Here is a 15,350-nt window from a genome sequence, read left to right as displayed (position 1 = left end):
GCCCTTACGATACAAACCGTGATCGCTTACCGCGTCATTGACACTGCGGCCCCTACAATTCCGCCGATGATCCAAAAAGGATTGGCCCCATGAGTTTCCTGTCACCCAGTCGATGCCTTGCCTTGGCACTGGTCGCAGCTCTCAGCACAACGGCGTGTGCCCAGCGACCATCGTTTGACACAGCGGAAAAGGACGCTGTCCTGACTGAAGATCCGGCCGAGAGCCGCAACGTTGACGGGTACACCTACACCACCAAGCCCGTTGCAGCGAAGATCGGCCCGCACCGGTTCGCGTTTCCAGCCAACTATTACGATGACCAGATCGGCCCTGCTATAGGCGGTGGGGTGGGGTTGACGTTGATGTGGCCGGACCTTGATGCTGCGCCTCCTGGGACGCGCTCGACGCGCTCAATGTCCGATCATCACCGTGCGATCAGTATGTCCATCGACCACGTAGATGCAGTACCCATCGGCAATTTACTGCAACGGATAACCAGTACCGAATCCAAGACCGAAGATGGCTCAATCGAGCGGCAAGACCCACGTAATCGACTGGACATGCGTAGGCCTTCGCCTGAGCAGTTCGGGCTTACCCCGTACGTCATCGATGAGGAGCGGATGGCAGCCTATTCCAAGAATTACTTGGACCAGCGAGGAAGTCCACCTGTCCGTAACGTCAGGACCGAGGATGATTGGTACATCGCCCGCTCCAGTGACGACACACTGTCCACTTTCATCAAGTGTGACCAGCCCCATAACGGTCGCCAAGGTCTGGAGATCAAAGGCGCAGCGCTGGTATCCGATGGTGCAGACATAGTTGCCAGTTGTTCCCACTATCTTGTGGACCAGGCTGACAGCCTATCGGTGACCCTTTTTTATCCCAGCGTCCTGCTGAAGGACTGGAAATCCATCGAAGATGCGGCGCTGAACGTACTTTCCCGTTACAAGGTTCATTAACCCAGCTATGAGCGGATGCGCTGTTATGCGTTCAAGCCGCAATCGAACTTCAAAGATGAACGATGAGCAGACTGACCCCAATGGACATTGATGAAGGAGTGGCCATCGAAATGGACGCACTTGTGTACCTTGGACGTTTTTGGGCTAATGCCCTGCCTACCCTGCTCTTCGCGCGGCTCACGTAGATGGCCCACCGCATAGCGCCGCGATCAGCTCACGCCCTAATGGCCGTAGGATTGTCGTCCCTGCTCGCGGTGCTGCCCGCATGTGCTCCAGCGTCCGACGTGATTGCCATCAGCGCACCGCCTCAGCCAGAGGCGGGCGCGCCATCAAACGGCCCGGCAGCTGTGCGCACGCTCAGTGCAAGCAACTTGCAGCAACGTCTTGTCGCCTACGCGGCCTCCTTGCATGAGCCCTCTGATGCCTCGGAAGGAAAGTTTTCCCGAGCCATGGAGATCACTCTGACACCAGTCGAAGAAGGAAGGGCTGGCGGGGAAGCCAAGGATCAGCCCATGGCGGATGGCTACGCGTTCTATGCCAGCTACGGGAGCCCTACGCGAGGCATGAAGGCGCCCTACCATGGCGTTTCCATTTACAGGCCCGGCAAGAAGGCGCTCACGGAGGACCCGCAAGCTCCCTGCTTCTGGGCTGCATCGACTGCAGGAGAGGCCCTGGCAGCGAGCGGATATGAGCAAGGCGGCGAGCGTGCTTACCAGAGAGGCCGCCTGCAGCGGTACCGCCGCACCTCTTCCGATGGCAGCACAGTGTTCTACGCCGACCTGCTGACCTACACCACGGGCGCCCCGTCGCCGAAAGTCTGCGTTTACGAGGTGCGATTTTCAGGAGATGTACCATGAAGGACATGGATGCGCGTGTAGAGGCGCTGCTTTCTCAACTGCCCCAAGACCCTCGACTTCCCAAGGGCGCTGAGCACGTTATTCGGCAGGCCATAGCGGAATCTCCGTATCTGCATGCACTTCTGGGCAACGCTGCCTCTGAAAAGCAGATTGGTGCGATCGGAGTCTCCTATGGCGAACATAACGGCGGGCACTTCGAAGCCGGTCAGAACGGCCAGCCAGGCACTGTGTACGTCAGCGCCACCAACTTCACCGAGTGGAGCGGGAACGCGCGCCTTGGCCTGATTACGGAAGTGCTGGGCCACGAAGGCATGCATGGTGTGCTGACCTCTTTCCGGCAGGATGCGCTGGCTGACTTCAACCTTGCCTACGGCAAGGCAATGACGCAGGCCTACCGGGACTATGACGAGCGTGTTGACTTGACCGAGCCGGTACGAAAGTACCTCGATGGCGGGCGCAGAGAAGAGGCTTTGGCTGAGATCAGCGGCCTGCGAGCTCTCAACAGTCGCAACAGGAACCTATCGCCTGATGCATCAGAGGCCGAACTCGAACGGCTGCTTGCCCAGGACTCCACCTCGCGATGCATCGACCGATCTGGTCACGCCCCTCAACTGGCAGCGGGAATTGGTTACGAAGATCTGACGACGGGACCCTACCAAGATGGCCCAAGACTGACGCCCGCAGTAGAAAGATGCTTCTACGATGGCTCGGGGACGCTGGGCCGCAACGGCGATTCGGATTACCGGAACTACTACGGTACCTCACCAATTTCCTCTATCGCACAAGGCTACGAAGGGCTCTGGCGCGGCAGGCCCCCTGCGGAGATCCGGGTGGACCTGCACGAGCTGGGCTTGGACCCTCGCCAGCTTGAACGCAATGGATTGGACCTCGGCAACGCCAGGGTGTTTCCCATCATCGATCTCGGCAAGGAAGGGTACGGTCGAATCGAGCTGAACAACACTGCCGATCTCACGCAGAAGCCGCGGGACAAGTCAGACCGTGCCGTGGGCGACGCGCCCCCCACGGCATCAGGACTGAGCCCAAGCGATCAAACATTACTTGACGAGATCCGCAGCAAGGTCGAAATTCTTGACAAGGCCAACGGCCGCACCTTCGACGAAACCAGCGAGCGTATGTCGGCCAGCCTGCTGGCCAGTGCCAAGGATGCGGGCATCACCCGCGCAGACCATGTGGTGCTGAGCAAGCAAACTGCAAATTCGCCTGCAGCGCAGAACATCTTCGTGGTTCAGGGTGACATGTCCGACCCCGCCGCACTGCGTACGCATATGGCAGCGGCGGACGCAGCCCAGCGCCCGGTACAGGAGAGTCTGAGCCAGGTGGAGGCAATTGGGCAGCGCCAAGCGCACGAGCAGGCGGCAGAAGTGCAGCGCACGCAGGACCAACAGCAGCGTGCTTCTTAGCCGTCGATCTAAATAGTTGCCACCACTAGATCGACTGCCCTGACAATGAAGCCACCTCGATGGCGCGACGTTTTTCTTCGTCCAACAAAAGACACCCGGCATACGTCTCGTTGAGCCGCAGCACCTCCTTCTGCAGATCCGGGATGCCGGTGAGGATGGCGAGGTGCTGCCCCGCCATCATCGACATATTGTTGCTCATGCGGACGACATTGATCGCCAAGGGCGTCGGGAAACCATCTCGGCTCCGGCTCAATGCGTGTACACCCGCGTGCACGAAGGAGTTCAGTGATGACCAAGCATGCGCCTTCAGTTCGATGAGGTGTGGCAGCAGGTTGGCCAGAAAAGGGGCCTGCGCGAGTGCCTCCAGCATCTTCGACAGCATCGGCAGTCTTTTCTCGCTCGTTCCGACTTCCGGCGGACAGGACAGCAACTCGACCTGCTCCTCGGTTGCACAGTGCAGAATCCAGATGGACCGCGCGAAGGCCTCGTACTGGCAGCGCATCAATGCCACAGAGGAGGACGCCATGCCTCCCGCCATCAGCGTGCGAAGGGCGTCTGCGTGTTCGAGGCTGAGCAACGCTGCATCCGCAGAGGCCAGTAGCCTAGGGGAGTCATCCGCAGGAGGATGATCCACCGTGGAGAGGAGCGCCTGGCTGAGCAGCGCGGATCGATTGAGCAGGTCGTCCATGACGGTGACTCCTGATATCTGCGGGGGGAGCTTAACGAGAGAGCGGTGCCGTGCGCCAGAGTCGACCCCCTGCCCGGCAACATCTTCTGAGACCTGCCGCGACCATCTTCACTCCTTCCGCTGGGAGATGACCATGACGGCCTCGACCGGCCTGCAATCAGGTAGTGCGGCTCGATCAGCGCCAACAGTCGCTGCCATGGCACCACCTGATCCATCTCGTTGAGGAACAGCTCGCGGCGCGTTCTCGTTCGCTGGCCCAAGCCTTCCGCATCATCGAATGTCAGCTGGATGGAGGTCCTTCAACTTGATCTGACGGACGTCAAGCTTGCCGATTAGCGGCCGGCACCACCCTAAATTTTCGCTTAGATATGTTATGAGCGTTCCTAAGGGTTGATCTCGCAGCCATTGAGAAAAGCTCGATTAGGCATCACCATCAGATGGCAGCCCCTCCGCACTCAATCCCGACGATGAGTGTCCTTAACTCAAGTATTTTCACAAGGAATTGAAGATGAAGGATCCGGGCTCCGTGTCCGAAGCTCACAGTCATGACTGGACTAACGAGCTGCGATCTATACAAGCATGGATACAGGCACACCCGGTGCTCTTGGCTACGCTGGGAATATTTCTTCCGAGTGCCGCTTTGTTCCATTATTCGATCTTCGGACAAGCACCGCTGAACCTGGCCTCAACTGATGTAATTTCCTCGTTACCAACATTGTTGGCAGCTATCGCGCTGTTGTCAGTATGCTGCAGCGTTCTGATGGTAGCGCCCGTCCTCGTCCTAATTGAGGGCGCGCCACGTGATGAGAAGGGCGAGCTCGTAATTTTCCCACTGGAAAGGAATGCGCGCAAAAGATCGGCTTTGCAGTGGATCGCTCTGCTCCTGATGCCAGCCGCAGTCATCGCAGGCACTATAATAGTTTCGGCCCTGAGTGATGCCGTAAGCGATTGGATGTACCTTCCAATTATTTGTCTCACAGCTCTACTCTACGGAATCTGCGGCGCGTTCATACGTAGTGCTGATCGAGGGGTTGTATTTTCAGAGTCGACACTTAGAACAACGTTCGCTGGTGTCGCGCAGATGCTTATCAGCGTTTTCGTAATGCAGTCAATTCTGAGCGCGTTGCGTGACGACAGCCCCTCAAGAATTTTATTGATAGTCATCTGCGCTATGATCCTACTCGCCCTTCTGCAGGTAGGGTGCGTGATGGCTATACAGTTGACGAGCAGATACGCGGGGCCTGCGCGTCAAGCATTCTTGGCAGCCATGGGGATTGTGACGTTTGTGTGCATTTTTCCGCCGACAGGAGCTTGGCTGGCCGGCGCGGTCCTCGGCTCGAGCGCCACCGAGGAAACTCCTGCGCGCGACTTTTTCTGTCACCTGACACGAGCTTCGCTCAACTACTGCTGGAGGCCCCAACCTCTGAACGCCACACGAGCGACTTAAGGGTGCTAGCGAAGGTAGATGGAATTTACTTGGTGAGAAAATATGGCGCGGCCGAAGGAAGCGTCTATCTAATTCCAGAACTTCAGGTTTTAGCACTCACTCCATGCACATCGACGCGGAAGAGTGGAAGTTAATCTATCTCCTGGCACGCCAGTTTTCCCAAGCCATCCTCCGGCCATACAACCTGACCAAATTTAGTTTAGCTTACGGAGACGACTTTAGCCTATACTGTCGCGTTGAACACGCCGAGCATGGCAGCCAAGATTCAGAGACCTGCCTGGAACAAAGTTAATGCTGCGCCCACTGTCGCGGCGCGACGCTAGGGATCAATCGGCCTGATCTTTCTCAACGCCCTCCCCAGCGTCCAATTTTCTGATTGATCAGGACCAGAACGCGAAAGCGCTGCGCAGCGCTATCTCAGGCGAGCTAGGGGTTGCCGAGGCCACCAATGCGCGCTAATGCGTAAGCAGCATGCCTCGCTAGTCCAGCCGCCCCCGGCCGCTGTTCGGCACTTTCAGGAAGGCGTAGTTCCTTCCCTTCAAAAGCGCAGTAATCTCCGCCCTGGAGGGGCAAAGCGAACCTCACGTGGAAGTCCGCGTCTATCCACAGGTAGCCAAGGTCGAATAATGTATGAAGGTCCGAACGGAGAAGTAGGCCATTGTCAGCACGGTTGGTATGCTCGCCTTTGTAGGGCGAAATGTGAGCAGCCTCGAGGACTGACTCGGTGGCACAATCTGAAATTGCGCACCTTCCTTTATACGCAGTAAGCAGTTCCTTCCGAAAGGCACCCTGCCCCTTTCGCATGGCCACAGCCTTCATGATCCAGAGACGCGCATCATCCTCATCGGTGAGCGGCGATGGATGCCGCTCGATCTCCGAGGCTCCCTGTGCCTCGGCCGCACCAAGTACGTCCTTGCTCAAAGCCACTGCGTACCAGCTCTTATCCTCGCCCTGCCTCAGATCGTAATGGCCGTGTAGAGCTGGATCGAAGCTCTGGTATCGAATAGGACTTCCTTCCAATCTGACTATGCGGTCCCGTGGATGCCTGGGTACGGCATCGCTCCGCCAGTCTCGCCGAACTCGGTCATAGTGGACTCGGCTGGGAGAATTGACTGTCAGATGCGCGAGGTTCTCCCTCAAATCAGTTTGCATGTCTTCTGGATAACGCGAAGACAGCCAGCCCCCTATTTCGGCAATGGTGGGCGTGCCGAGCTCATCAACTGCATCGGCCACGTGCCAATACTTTGCACTCCTCCGATTGACAGAGGTGCCGCTGCTCTTAGCAGCACTCAGTCGCCCTCGTCTTGCCACAAAAGCCTGCGGCTCATGCGAAGGTCTCCATTCGTAGAGTTCCGCAAGCTGACCCGTGGGCGACTCTTGGAAGTCCAATTGCTCAAACAGACACGTTACGGGCTTCTCCCCCTCCATCAGGGGAACGCCAAGCCGTCCGCAGTACACAAAGGGCTGTCGGTCACGGACGCGGGCGAATAGATGCGGAACAAGCTCTCCGGCGCCCATCTTTTGGATCACCGGACTCTGTTGACGCTGACTGCGCTGGCTTTCCCAGTAGAAGATGTCACCGTCGAATTCATCGAGGTAGTCATCTTCACTACTCTTCTGCAGGGTGACGAACAACAGGACAGCGTTCTGCAGTTCGAGCACCCCCGTCCCCCACTGGCTGGTCCGGATGCTCTCCGGTACCGGTAACCCGCCCAACTTTGCTATCTCTTGGCGCGTGTACTCGGCTCCAACCTCAAAGCCACTGAGTTCGATTTCTGCGTCGAGCTTTGCCATTGCCATTGCCATCCCTAGCTTCCGATTGAGGAAGTCTATTGCAGCAATGGTCGATTGCGCTAATGCGAGACGCTTTTGTCCTGCGAGTGCTGCGCGTGGGATGCAACCGGGCGTACCATAGAGTTAGCTGAAGCTGTGCCATGCCCTTCCGTCAGTGGACCCTCAGCAAGCATTGCCGGTGCCTGCATTAGCTTCTTGTGGTTCGCGCCGTTCCTTTACCGAAATCGCGTGAAAGCCGTTCCCCGGGCCGATCATGTCTAGGAACCGTTAACGACTTAGCTACAACGTTACGGGGTAGCAAAAGGCAAAGACAGGCACTATCACAAGAGCTCCGAAACACTCGACTTTAGCGTCGTCGATTAAAACTTAAGCAGCTACTAACGCCTCTTCTTTCGGCGCGGGGTTGAGTCTGAGCGCCTAACGTCAGACTGGCCCGAGGCATAAAGCCTAACGTACGGGTCTAAGAGACGCTCCAGAGCCAAATCACCTGCATCGACATGCGCGATGTAGCGCTGGTCAGCTACGAAGAACCGACGCAGGTTCTCACGCGTATCCGAACGACCGAAGCTATCCGTACGCAGCACCGTGTAGTGCGCCGAGATGAACGCACGGATCTGGTCCGCATACGCACGCACATAGTCTGTCGCCGCAAACAAGGGGTACTGGCGTCCTTTCAGCAGCGCGGTCACGTAAGCCTTGCGCTGTTGGCCTTACGGGGCTTGCAGTTGTAACGCTCCGCATCGAAACCATCGCGACGCAGTTCGTGAAGCTTGGGCATCTCCAGATATCGCCGGTCACGCCGAAGTCCTTGTCCAGCACCTCGGCCGCGGCAATCGCTTCGCGCAGAGCCCGTCCGAACCCAGCAGCTGCACGTGCGGCTCGTTCTTCTCCGGCTTGCCGGCGTCGGCCTGCAGGTGCGCTACTCAATCTGGGGGGCGTAGACAGAAGGAGAAGTAACATCCAAGCCGATCACTGGACCCGAAGCGCCCCGTTCTCTGCCGCGGCAAACCAAGCACTGTAAGCGCCAGCATCATGGAACGAGGCCGACTCAACCTCTTTCAGCGGGATGACCTTCACCCAGTCCTGGACGTCGAAGTCGCGTCCGTTGAGCATGCCCTCGATCTGGGCTTCGAGCTCGTTGATCTCGTCCTTCAGGCCGCTCTCGTACTTGCGGACAGCCGCCATATGCTCCTCAATCATCGAACCTGCCTTGCGTAACACAAATTGCGCAAACGTTCCGCGGAACAGCCCCAGTTTTTCCTTCAAGGAGTACACGCGCTGCGTGGCCACCCAAAGATCGATGATCGGGTACTCGGTGCGCTCGTCCCCCATCTTCAGGGTGTCCTTGTCCCGATAGGCGGAGAAGGATGGCAGGATCTCCAGGCACGCCTCAGCCGAGTCGATATCCGGCGACACTTCAAAGATCCGGCCGCAGTAGATCTTGCGCGACTTCAGCGTCAGCATGACCAGCTTCTGCTGGTCTGCCGCTCTGCGAAGCAGCTGCGCCATTGGCGTTCCGTGCCGCTCGGTCAACGTGTCGTACACGCACTGGGCGGATGACTTTGCCTTGCCCCCTGAACTGAGCAGGTGGCTGGCATGCTTGCCGCGAACCATGCGGACCTAAGCAAGGTTCAGCACGTAGGCCAGCAGCGCGGCTACGGCAAGCGTCAGGAAAAGCTTGTTGGCATGCGGGACTGGCACTGCAGAAGCGAAGGCGTGTGCGAGCAGCATCGGCCAGCTGTCGGCTGGCAGGAGATGTTTCAGAAATGCCGCGGCCGGAAATACCAGTGCTGCCAACGCTATCCCGGAACCGGCCGACATGAAGAACAATCGCTGCCCTTCAGCGCGCCGGGTAAAGAACCGGAACGGGTGGAAGATGAAATTGAAGAGATAACCACTGGTGAGCAACGACATCAGTACGATCGCCGAGCCACCGGGTCCCATCGCGGCTTACTTCCTTACGGCAGAGAATCGGCGGAGGTTTTCCAGAGACCGTGTCGCCTCTCCCGCATCGATATACACCTTCGTCGGGTCAACCTTCAGGGATCCATCCGGGCGCTGGGTGGCCTGTCGCCCCCGCAGCTCATGCGCAACCAGTTGCTCGAACTCTTCCAGAACGGCGTAAAACGCAGCGTCATGGTTCGGGTCGGACATGGTGAGTGTTCCTGTCATAAGGGCGAGTCTAGCCTTCCCAGGTCTCACCAACGGAGACGCGGAGCTCACTCCGCGCCTCCATCGGATCAATCAATCAAACCCCAACAGGGTTCGACTTCTCCACATCAATCTTGTACTGCTTGATCGCCCGGGCCACATCCTTGCCCGTCATCTTCCCTTCCTTCGCCAGCGCCGCAATCGCGGCATGCGCGATGTAGTACCGATCAACCTCGAAGAAACGACGCAGGTTCGCACGCGTATCCGAACGGCCAAAACCATCCGTACCCAGCACCGTGTAGTGCCCCGGGATGAACGCACGGATCTGGTCCGCATACGCCCGCACATAGTCGGTCGCTGCAATCACAGGACCCTGGCGGCCTTCCAGCAGCTCGGACACGTACGCCTTGCGCTGTTCGCCTTCCGGGTGCATGCGGTTGTAACGCTCGGCATCGAAACCATCGCGACGCAGTTCGTTGAAGCTCGGGCAGCTCCAGATATCGGCGGTCACGCCGAAGTCCTTGTCCAGCAGCTCGGCCGCGGCAATCGCTTCGCGCAGGATCGTGCCCGAACCCAGCAGCTGCACGCGCAGCTCGTTCTTCTTCGGCTTGCCGGCGTCGGTCAGCAGGTACATGCCCTTGACGATGCCTTCGGCCGCACCTTCCGGCATTTCCGGGTGGGTGTAGTTTTCGTTCATCAGGGTGATGTAGTAGTACTCATCCACCTGGTCTTCCATCATCGCCTTGGTGCCGTGCTGCAGGATCACCGTCACTTCGAAGCCGAAGGTCGGGTCATAGCTGCGCACGTTCGGGATGCCACCGGCGGCCAGATGGCTGTGGCCATCTTCGTGCTGCAGGCCTTCACCGTTCAGCGTGGTGCGGCCGGCGGTGCCACCCAGCAGGAAGCCGCGGGTACGCATGTCGGCGGCCTGCCAGGCGATGTCGCCCACGCGCTGGAAGCCGAACATCGAGTAATAGATGTAGAACGGCAGCATCGGCACGTTGGAAACCGAGTAGCTGGTACCGGCGGCCATCCACGATGCAATCGCACCCGGCTCGCTGATGCCCTGCTGCAGCACCTGGCCGCTCTGGTCTTCGCGGTAGAACATCAGCTGGTCCGCATCCACCGGCTTGTACTTCTGGCCGAACGGGGCGTAGATGCCGATCTGCCGGAACAGGCCTTCCATGCCGAAGGTACGCGCCTCGTCGGCCACGATCGGCACGATGTGCGGGCCCAGTTCCTTGTCACGCAGGGTGATGTTCAGGCTCTGCACGAAGGCCATCGTGGTGGAGTACGAACGTTCGCCGCTGCTCTTCAGCAGGCGCTCGTAGGTTTCCAGCTTCGGTGCGTTGAAGCTCTTGCTGGCCTTGCGGCGACGCTGCGGCAGGTAGCCACCCAGCGCGGCGCGACGCTCCTGCAGGTACTTCACTTCCGGCGAATCCGGGCCGGGGTGGTAGAACGGCACCTGGCCGTCCTTCAGCTGCTCGTCGGTCACCGGGATGTTGAAACGGTCGCGGAAGTGGCGCACCGCTTCGTCGTCCAGCTTCTTGGTCTGGTGGGTCGGGTTCAGTGCCTCGCCGGCGCTGCCCATGCCGTAGCCCTTGACCGTCTTGGCCAGGATCACGGTCGGCATGCCCTTGGTGTTCACGGCCTGGTGGTAGGCGGCGAACACCTTGTGCGGGTCATGGCCACCACGGTTCAGGCGCCAGATGTCGTCGTCGGAAAGACCCGAAACCATCGCAGCGGTCTCCGGGTACTTGCCGAAGAAATGCTCGCGGGTATACGCGCCGCCGAAGGCCTTGCAGTTCTGGTATTCGCCGTCGACGGTTTCCATCATCAGCTTCTTCAGGACGCCATCGGTGTCCTTGGCCAGCAGGGCATCCCAGTAACCGCCCCACAGCAGCTTGATCACGTTCCAGCCGCCGCCACGGAACACGCCTTCCAGTTCCTGGATGATCTTGCCGTTGCCGCGCACCGGGCCATCAAGGCGCTGCAGGTTGCAGTTCACCACGAAGATCAGGTTGTCCAGGCCTTCGCGGCCGGCCAGCGCGATGGCGCCCAGGGTTTCCGGCTCGTCGCTTTCGCCATCGCCGATGAAGCACCACACCTTGCGGTCGGACTTTTCGATCAGGCCACGGTTTTCCAGGTAACGCAGGAACTGCGCCTGGTAGATCGCGGCGAGCGGGCCCAGGCCCATGGAAACGGTCGGGGTCTGCCAGTAATCCGGCATCAGCCAGGGGTGCGGGTAGCTGGAAAGGCCACCGCCGTCGACTTCCATGCGGAACTTGTCCAGCTGCGCTTCGTCGATGCGGCCTTCCAGGTAGGAACGCGCATAGATGCCCGGGGCGCTGTGGCCCTGGATGAACAGCAGGTCCCCGGGATGGTTGTCGCTCGGCGCGCGCCAGAAGTGGTTGAAGCCGACGTCATACAGCGTGGCGCCCGATGCGAAGCTGGCGATGTGGCCGCCCAGGTCGCCCGGCTTGCGGTTGGCGCGCACCACGGTGGCCATCGCATTCCAGCGGATGATCGAACGGATGCGCCATTCCAGGTCGGCGTCGCCCGGGCTCTTGGCCTCCAGGTTCGGCGCGATGGTGTTCACATATTCGGTGGTGGGAGAGAACGGCAGGTACGCACCCGAACGACGGGTCAGCTCCACCATGCCTTCCAACAGTTGATGCGCGCGCTCGGGGCCCTCGACATCAATCACGGCCTTCAACGACTCGATCCACTCCTGGCTTTCCACCGGGTTCGGGTCGTTGTTCAGCAGCTCGTTCAACCAGTTCATTAGCGCTCCCATTACCGCACGCACGCGCGCGACTGTTATTGATTTCTAGACCGCAAAGTGTAGCGCACCAGTGGCTTCCATCACTTGGCTACGCCTGCGTATGGTCGTAAATGGCCTGTGTCCCTGCGGACTGTCCGAAGTTGTCCCGGCCAATGTTTCCAAGGTGTTACGCGCGCGGCGGAACCTGTTCCTTGCCCGGCCGGCCCCGGCCATGCCATTGATCCGGGAAGGAAAACCAAGGATCACGCCATGGTTGGTCGCCCTACGCCGCTTGCCCCCACCCGACCCGCTGGCCGCAGCCTGCGCACGCGGCTGATGCTGTGGTCAAGCCTCGTGCAGGCCGCATTGTTGCTGCTGCTGGTGACACTGTTCTATCTGGGTGCGCGAACGCTGGTGCACCAGCAGGCCACCGAACAGCTGCGTTCGCTGGCCGACCAGACCGCCCGCAGCCTGGGCAATTCGCTGCGTTCAGCGGAAATCACCGGCGATATGCTGCTGTCCCCGCTGGGCCGCCAAGCCTTCGATGCCATCCAGCTGGATGGCCTGCTGCGCGCGGCGGTGGTGGCCGACCCCAACGTGGACGGGGCCACGGTGATCATCGAACCGGACCGCGTGGCCGGCCTGCCCGATGGTTACGCGTGCAATGACATGCTGCACGATGGCAGCGTGCACCAGTCCTGCAGCGGCCAGCTGGGCTTTGATACGCACCAGCGCAGTTGGTACCGCGATGCGCTGCGCGCCAGTGGCCCGTGGTGGTCGGCGCCGTACACCAACCCGCAGGCCGAGGGGCGCCTGTTCATCACTTACAGCAATCCGCTGCGGCTGGCTGGCGAGCTGCTGCCGGCCGGGCTGGTCAGCGTGGACGTGCCACTGGCACGGCTGCAGCAGGATCTGGGCGAGCTGCCGCGCAGCGTCGGCCTGCGCGCCACCCTGCTCGGCCCGGACCACCGCGTGGTGCTCAGTTCGGTGCCGGAAATCGAGCCGGGCATGTCCTTGCAGCAGTACCTGCAGCTGCGTCCGGACCTGGCGCCGCTGTTCGACCTGCGCCGCCCCCTGCTCCAGCCGGAGCGCGGGCTGGAACACCGCGGCAGCGACGGCACGCGCTTCCTCAGCCGGGTCGCCCCGTTGCAGCAGCCCGGCTGGCAGGTGGTGCTGTCGGCGGACCGTGCGCTGTTGCTGGCCGACCTGCGCCGCGTGGCGCATTGGGCAATCGGGCTGGGCTTGCTGGGCGTGGTGGTGTGGCTGCTGCTGGTGCGCCGCCATGCGCTGCGGCTGCTGCAGCCGATGGAAGCGCTCACCGCCGCCGCGCGCCGTTTCAGTGCCGGCCAGTTCCACGAACCGCTGCCGGTACCACGCCACGATGATGAGGTTGGCGAGATGGCCCGTTCGTTCGAAAGCGCGCGCCGTTCCATCCTGCAGCAGATGGACACCATCGCGCGGATGGCCAGCGCGCGCGAACGCACCGAAAGCGAAATGCGCATCGCCCATGGCATCCAGCAGGGCATGCTGGCGCCACCGCCGCGCCTGCAGGCCGATGGCTTCCAGCTGCGCAGTGCGGCGCTGCTGGTGCCCGCGCGTGAGGTCGGCGGGGATTTCCAGCACATCGCCCAGCTGGACCGCACCACGCTGTGCTTCGTCATCGGCGATGTGTCCGGCAACGGCGTGCCGGCGGCGTTGTTCATGACCCGCGTACTGACCGTGCTGGAAGCTTCGATGCTGCGCCATCGCCATCCGCCGACCATCCTGGCCGAAGCCGGGCGCCATATCGCCGAGCGCAACCAGGCCTGCATGTTCGCCACGGTGTTGTGCGGGGTGGTGGATGTAGCCAGTGGCCGCTTCGAACTGGCCAGTGCCGGGCATGAATCGCCGCTGCTGCGCCAGGCCGATGGCCGCGTGCGGGTGCAGGCGATGCACAGCGGCCCGGCGCTGGGCATCAGCGCTGATGCCTCCTACCCGTGTGCGCGCGGGCTGCTGGCACCGGGCGATTACCTGCTGGCCTACACCGATGGCATCAGCGAGGCGCAGTGTCCGCGCGAGCGCTGGTTCGGGCTGGAGCGGCTGCGCGAGGTACTGGCGGCCGAACCCGACGACCGCCGCGTCTGCGCCCGCGTGGTGGATGCCCTGCACGAGTTCTGCGAAGGCGCCGGCAACCCGGACGACCTGGCGCTGGTCAGCGTGGGGCGGCAGGCGCTGGCGGCACCGCTGCGGCTGCGCGCGGCGGCTACCCCCGATGGGCTGGCCTACCTGCTGCAGCGGCTGGTGGCGGGATTGCACGGGATGCACCTGGACAGCACGCGCATCAGCGTGGCGCGGCTGATCGTGGAAGAGCTGGGTACCAATGCCATGGCGTATCAGCGCGTTGTGTCGGATGTGACTCTCGACGTCCTCGCGACCCTGGATGAGGATGGCCTCGCACTGGACGTGCGCGATGACGGGCAGGCATTCGACCCCACCGTTGCGCCCGTGCCAGACCTGGACGAGGCGATGGAACGCCGCGCCATCGGGGGCTGGGGCCTGCACCTGGTGCGCTCGCTGAGCGACCACATCGAGTACTGCCGTCGCGATGGCAGCAATCACGTCCATCTTCTGCTGCTGCCACCGGCAGCGCGTACGGAGTAGTTGCCCATGTCCCGCCTGACCCTGCGAATCGATCCCGGTGACAGCCCGTACCAGCGCGTGTTCGTGGCCGGCTGGCTCGATGGCAGCACCCATGCCGAACTGGACGCCGCACTGGCGCCGCTGCTGCACGATGGCACCCACATCCTGGAACTCAACCTGGCCGGGCTGGAGTACATATCCAGCGCCGGGCTGCGATCCATCTTCCGCGCCCGCAAGGCCCTGCACCCGCACGCCGGCCGCGTACTGGTGATGCAGCCCCGCCCGGGCGTGCGCAAGGTCTTCGAGCTGGTCAAAGCCGTCCCGGTGGAAGAAGTCTTCGCCTCCCAGGAGGAACTGGACAACTACCTGTCCGTGATCCAGCACAAAGTAGCCAACGGCGAACTGTAAGCCGGCACACCCGATAGTGACGACCGCCCCCGGTGGGTGACGACCCCACACTCCGGTGGATGACGACCCCCCACTCCGGTGGATGACGACCCCCCACTCCGGTGGGTGACGACCCCCCACTCCGGTGGGTGACGACCGTTGGTCGTCACAGCCCCACCCCTTGCACCCAACCCCCTATCGATATATCGTTTCGCAACCCGATACCGATATATCGCTGTCTCCTATACACATTTCCGAGCCCACGA

The 15,350-nt window shown here is 61.1% G+C and carries 11 protein-coding genes and 2 pseudogenes; 5 read left to right on the top strand and 8 right to left on the bottom strand.

The features are described 5' to 3' along the window. The first annotated feature begins 89 nt into the window (after positions 1-89). From CXG43_RS09655 to CXG43_RS09645, 3 genes are all read left to right on the top strand, one after another. Complete coding sequence (locus tag CXG43_RS09655) at positions 90-956, top strand: hypothetical protein (protein ID WP_101099775.1); 867 nt, start codon at positions 90-92, stop codon at positions 954-956. A 236-nt stretch (positions 957-1,192) separates the two neighbouring features. Beyond that, positions 1,193-1,813 (top strand): hypothetical protein, encoded by a 621-nt coding sequence (locus CXG43_RS09650; RefSeq protein ID WP_157825154.1) that lies wholly within the window; start codon positions 1,193-1,195, stop codon positions 1,811-1,813. Beyond that, entirely contained in the window at positions 1,810-3,234 is a 1,425-nt protein-coding gene (locus tag CXG43_RS09645; RefSeq protein ID WP_101099773.1) for an XVIPCD domain-containing protein, read from the top strand. The genes CXG43_RS09650 and CXG43_RS09645 overlap by 4 nt, the downstream gene beginning before the upstream one ends. 25 nt (positions 3,235-3,259) lie before the next feature. On the opposite strand, the gene CXG43_RS09640 is transcribed toward CXG43_RS09645, so the two are convergent. The 8 genes and pseudogenes from CXG43_RS09640 to aceE (CXG43_RS09595) form a co-directional block, all read right to left on the bottom strand. Next, entirely contained in the window at positions 3,260-3,922 is a 663-nt protein-coding gene (locus CXG43_RS09640) for a hypothetical protein (RefSeq protein WP_101099772.1), read from the bottom strand. Positions 3,923-4,083: 161 nt separating this feature from the next. After that, positions 4,084-4,212: pseudogene (locus CXG43_RS09635) on the bottom strand (IS5/IS1182 family transposase); the annotation flags it as partial. Positions 4,213-5,795: 1,583 nt separating this feature from the next. Further along, entirely contained in the window at positions 5,796-7,163 is a 1,368-nt protein-coding gene (locus CXG43_RS09620; protein ID WP_198551346.1) for an HNH endonuclease, read from the bottom strand. Between the two features lie 497 nt (positions 7,164-7,660). Further along, a pseudogene (aceE, locus tag CXG43_RS09615) lies at positions 7,661-8,080 on the bottom strand (pyruvate dehydrogenase (acetyl-transferring), homodimeric type); the annotation flags it as partial. A 52-nt stretch (positions 8,081-8,132) separates the two neighbouring features. Next, entirely contained in the window at positions 8,133-8,672 is a 540-nt protein-coding gene (locus CXG43_RS09610; RefSeq protein ID WP_101116756.1) for a hypothetical protein, read from the bottom strand. Positions 8,673-8,783: 111 nt separating this feature from the next. After that, a complete protein-coding gene (locus CXG43_RS09605; protein WP_157825153.1) occupies positions 8,784-9,077 on the bottom strand; it encodes a hypothetical protein in 294 nt (97 codons plus the stop codon). A gap of 36 nt (positions 9,078-9,113) precedes the next feature. Next, positions 9,114-9,317, bottom strand: coding sequence for a hypothetical protein (locus CXG43_RS09600; protein WP_101115958.1), 204 nt, complete (start codon positions 9,315-9,317; stop codon positions 9,114-9,116). 94 nt (positions 9,318-9,411) lie between these two features. Next, positions 9,412-12,099, bottom strand: coding sequence for a pyruvate dehydrogenase (acetyl-transferring), homodimeric type (gene aceE, locus CXG43_RS09595; protein WP_101099765.1), 2,688 nt, complete (start codon positions 12,097-12,099; stop codon positions 9,412-9,414). A 249-nt stretch (positions 12,100-12,348) separates the two neighbouring features. Between aceE (CXG43_RS09595) and CXG43_RS09590 the strand changes: the two genes are divergently transcribed. Both CXG43_RS09590 and CXG43_RS09585 read left to right on the top strand, forming a co-directional pair. Beyond that, positions 12,349-14,718: a SpoIIE family protein phosphatase gene (locus tag CXG43_RS09590; RefSeq protein WP_101099764.1), complete on the top strand. Its 2,370-nt coding sequence runs from the start codon at positions 12,349-12,351 to the stop codon at positions 14,716-14,718. A 6-nt stretch (positions 14,719-14,724) separates the two neighbouring features. Further along, positions 14,725-15,105, top strand: coding sequence for an STAS domain-containing protein (locus CXG43_RS09585; RefSeq protein WP_101099763.1), 381 nt, complete (start codon positions 14,725-14,727; stop codon positions 15,103-15,105). Positions 15,106-15,350 lie beyond the last annotated feature (245 nt).

The sequence above is a fragment of the Stenotrophomonas sp. Bg11-02 genome (assembly GCF_002836635.1).
GTDB lineage: Bacteria > Pseudomonadota > Gammaproteobacteria > Xanthomonadales > Xanthomonadaceae > Stenotrophomonas > Stenotrophomonas lacuserhaii.
The sequence above is the reverse complement of the archived record's forward strand: the minus strand, read 5'-3'. Positions and strand labels throughout refer to the sequence as shown.

Coding starts and splice junctions, on each gene's coding strand:
- CXG43_RS09655 (WP_101099775.1), top strand. CDS start 90: ATGAGTTTCCTGTCACCCAGTCGATGCCTTGCCTTGGCACTGGTCGCA.
- CXG43_RS09645 (WP_101099773.1), top strand. CDS start 1,810: ATGAAGGACATGGATGCGCGTGTAGAGGCGCTGCTTTCTCAACTGCCC.
- CXG43_RS09640 (WP_101099772.1), bottom strand. CDS start 3,922: ATGGACGACCTGCTCAATCGATCCGCGCTGCTCAGCCAGGCGCTCCTC.
- CXG43_RS09620 (WP_198551346.1), bottom strand. CDS start 7,163: ATGGCAAAGCTCGACGCAGAAATCGAACTCAGTGGCTTTGAGGTTGGA.
- CXG43_RS09610 (WP_101116756.1), bottom strand. CDS start 8,672: ATGGCGCAGCTGCTTCGCAGAGCGGCAGACCAGCAGAAGCTGGTCATG.
- CXG43_RS09605 (WP_157825153.1), bottom strand. CDS start 9,077: ATGTCGTTGCTCACCAGTGGTTATCTCTTCAATTTCATCTTCCACCCG.
- CXG43_RS09600 (WP_101115958.1), bottom strand. CDS start 9,317: ATGTCCGACCCGAACCATGACGCTGCGTTTTACGCCGTTCTGGAAGAG.
- aceE (WP_101099765.1), bottom strand. CDS start 12,099: ATGAACTGGTTGAACGAGCTGCTGAACAACGACCCGAACCCGGTGGAA.
- CXG43_RS09590 (WP_101099764.1), top strand. CDS start 12,349: ATGGTTGGTCGCCCTACGCCGCTTGCCCCCACCCGACCCGCTGGCCGC.
- CXG43_RS09585 (WP_101099763.1), top strand. CDS start 14,725: ATGTCCCGCCTGACCCTGCGAATCGATCCCGGTGACAGCCCGTACCAG.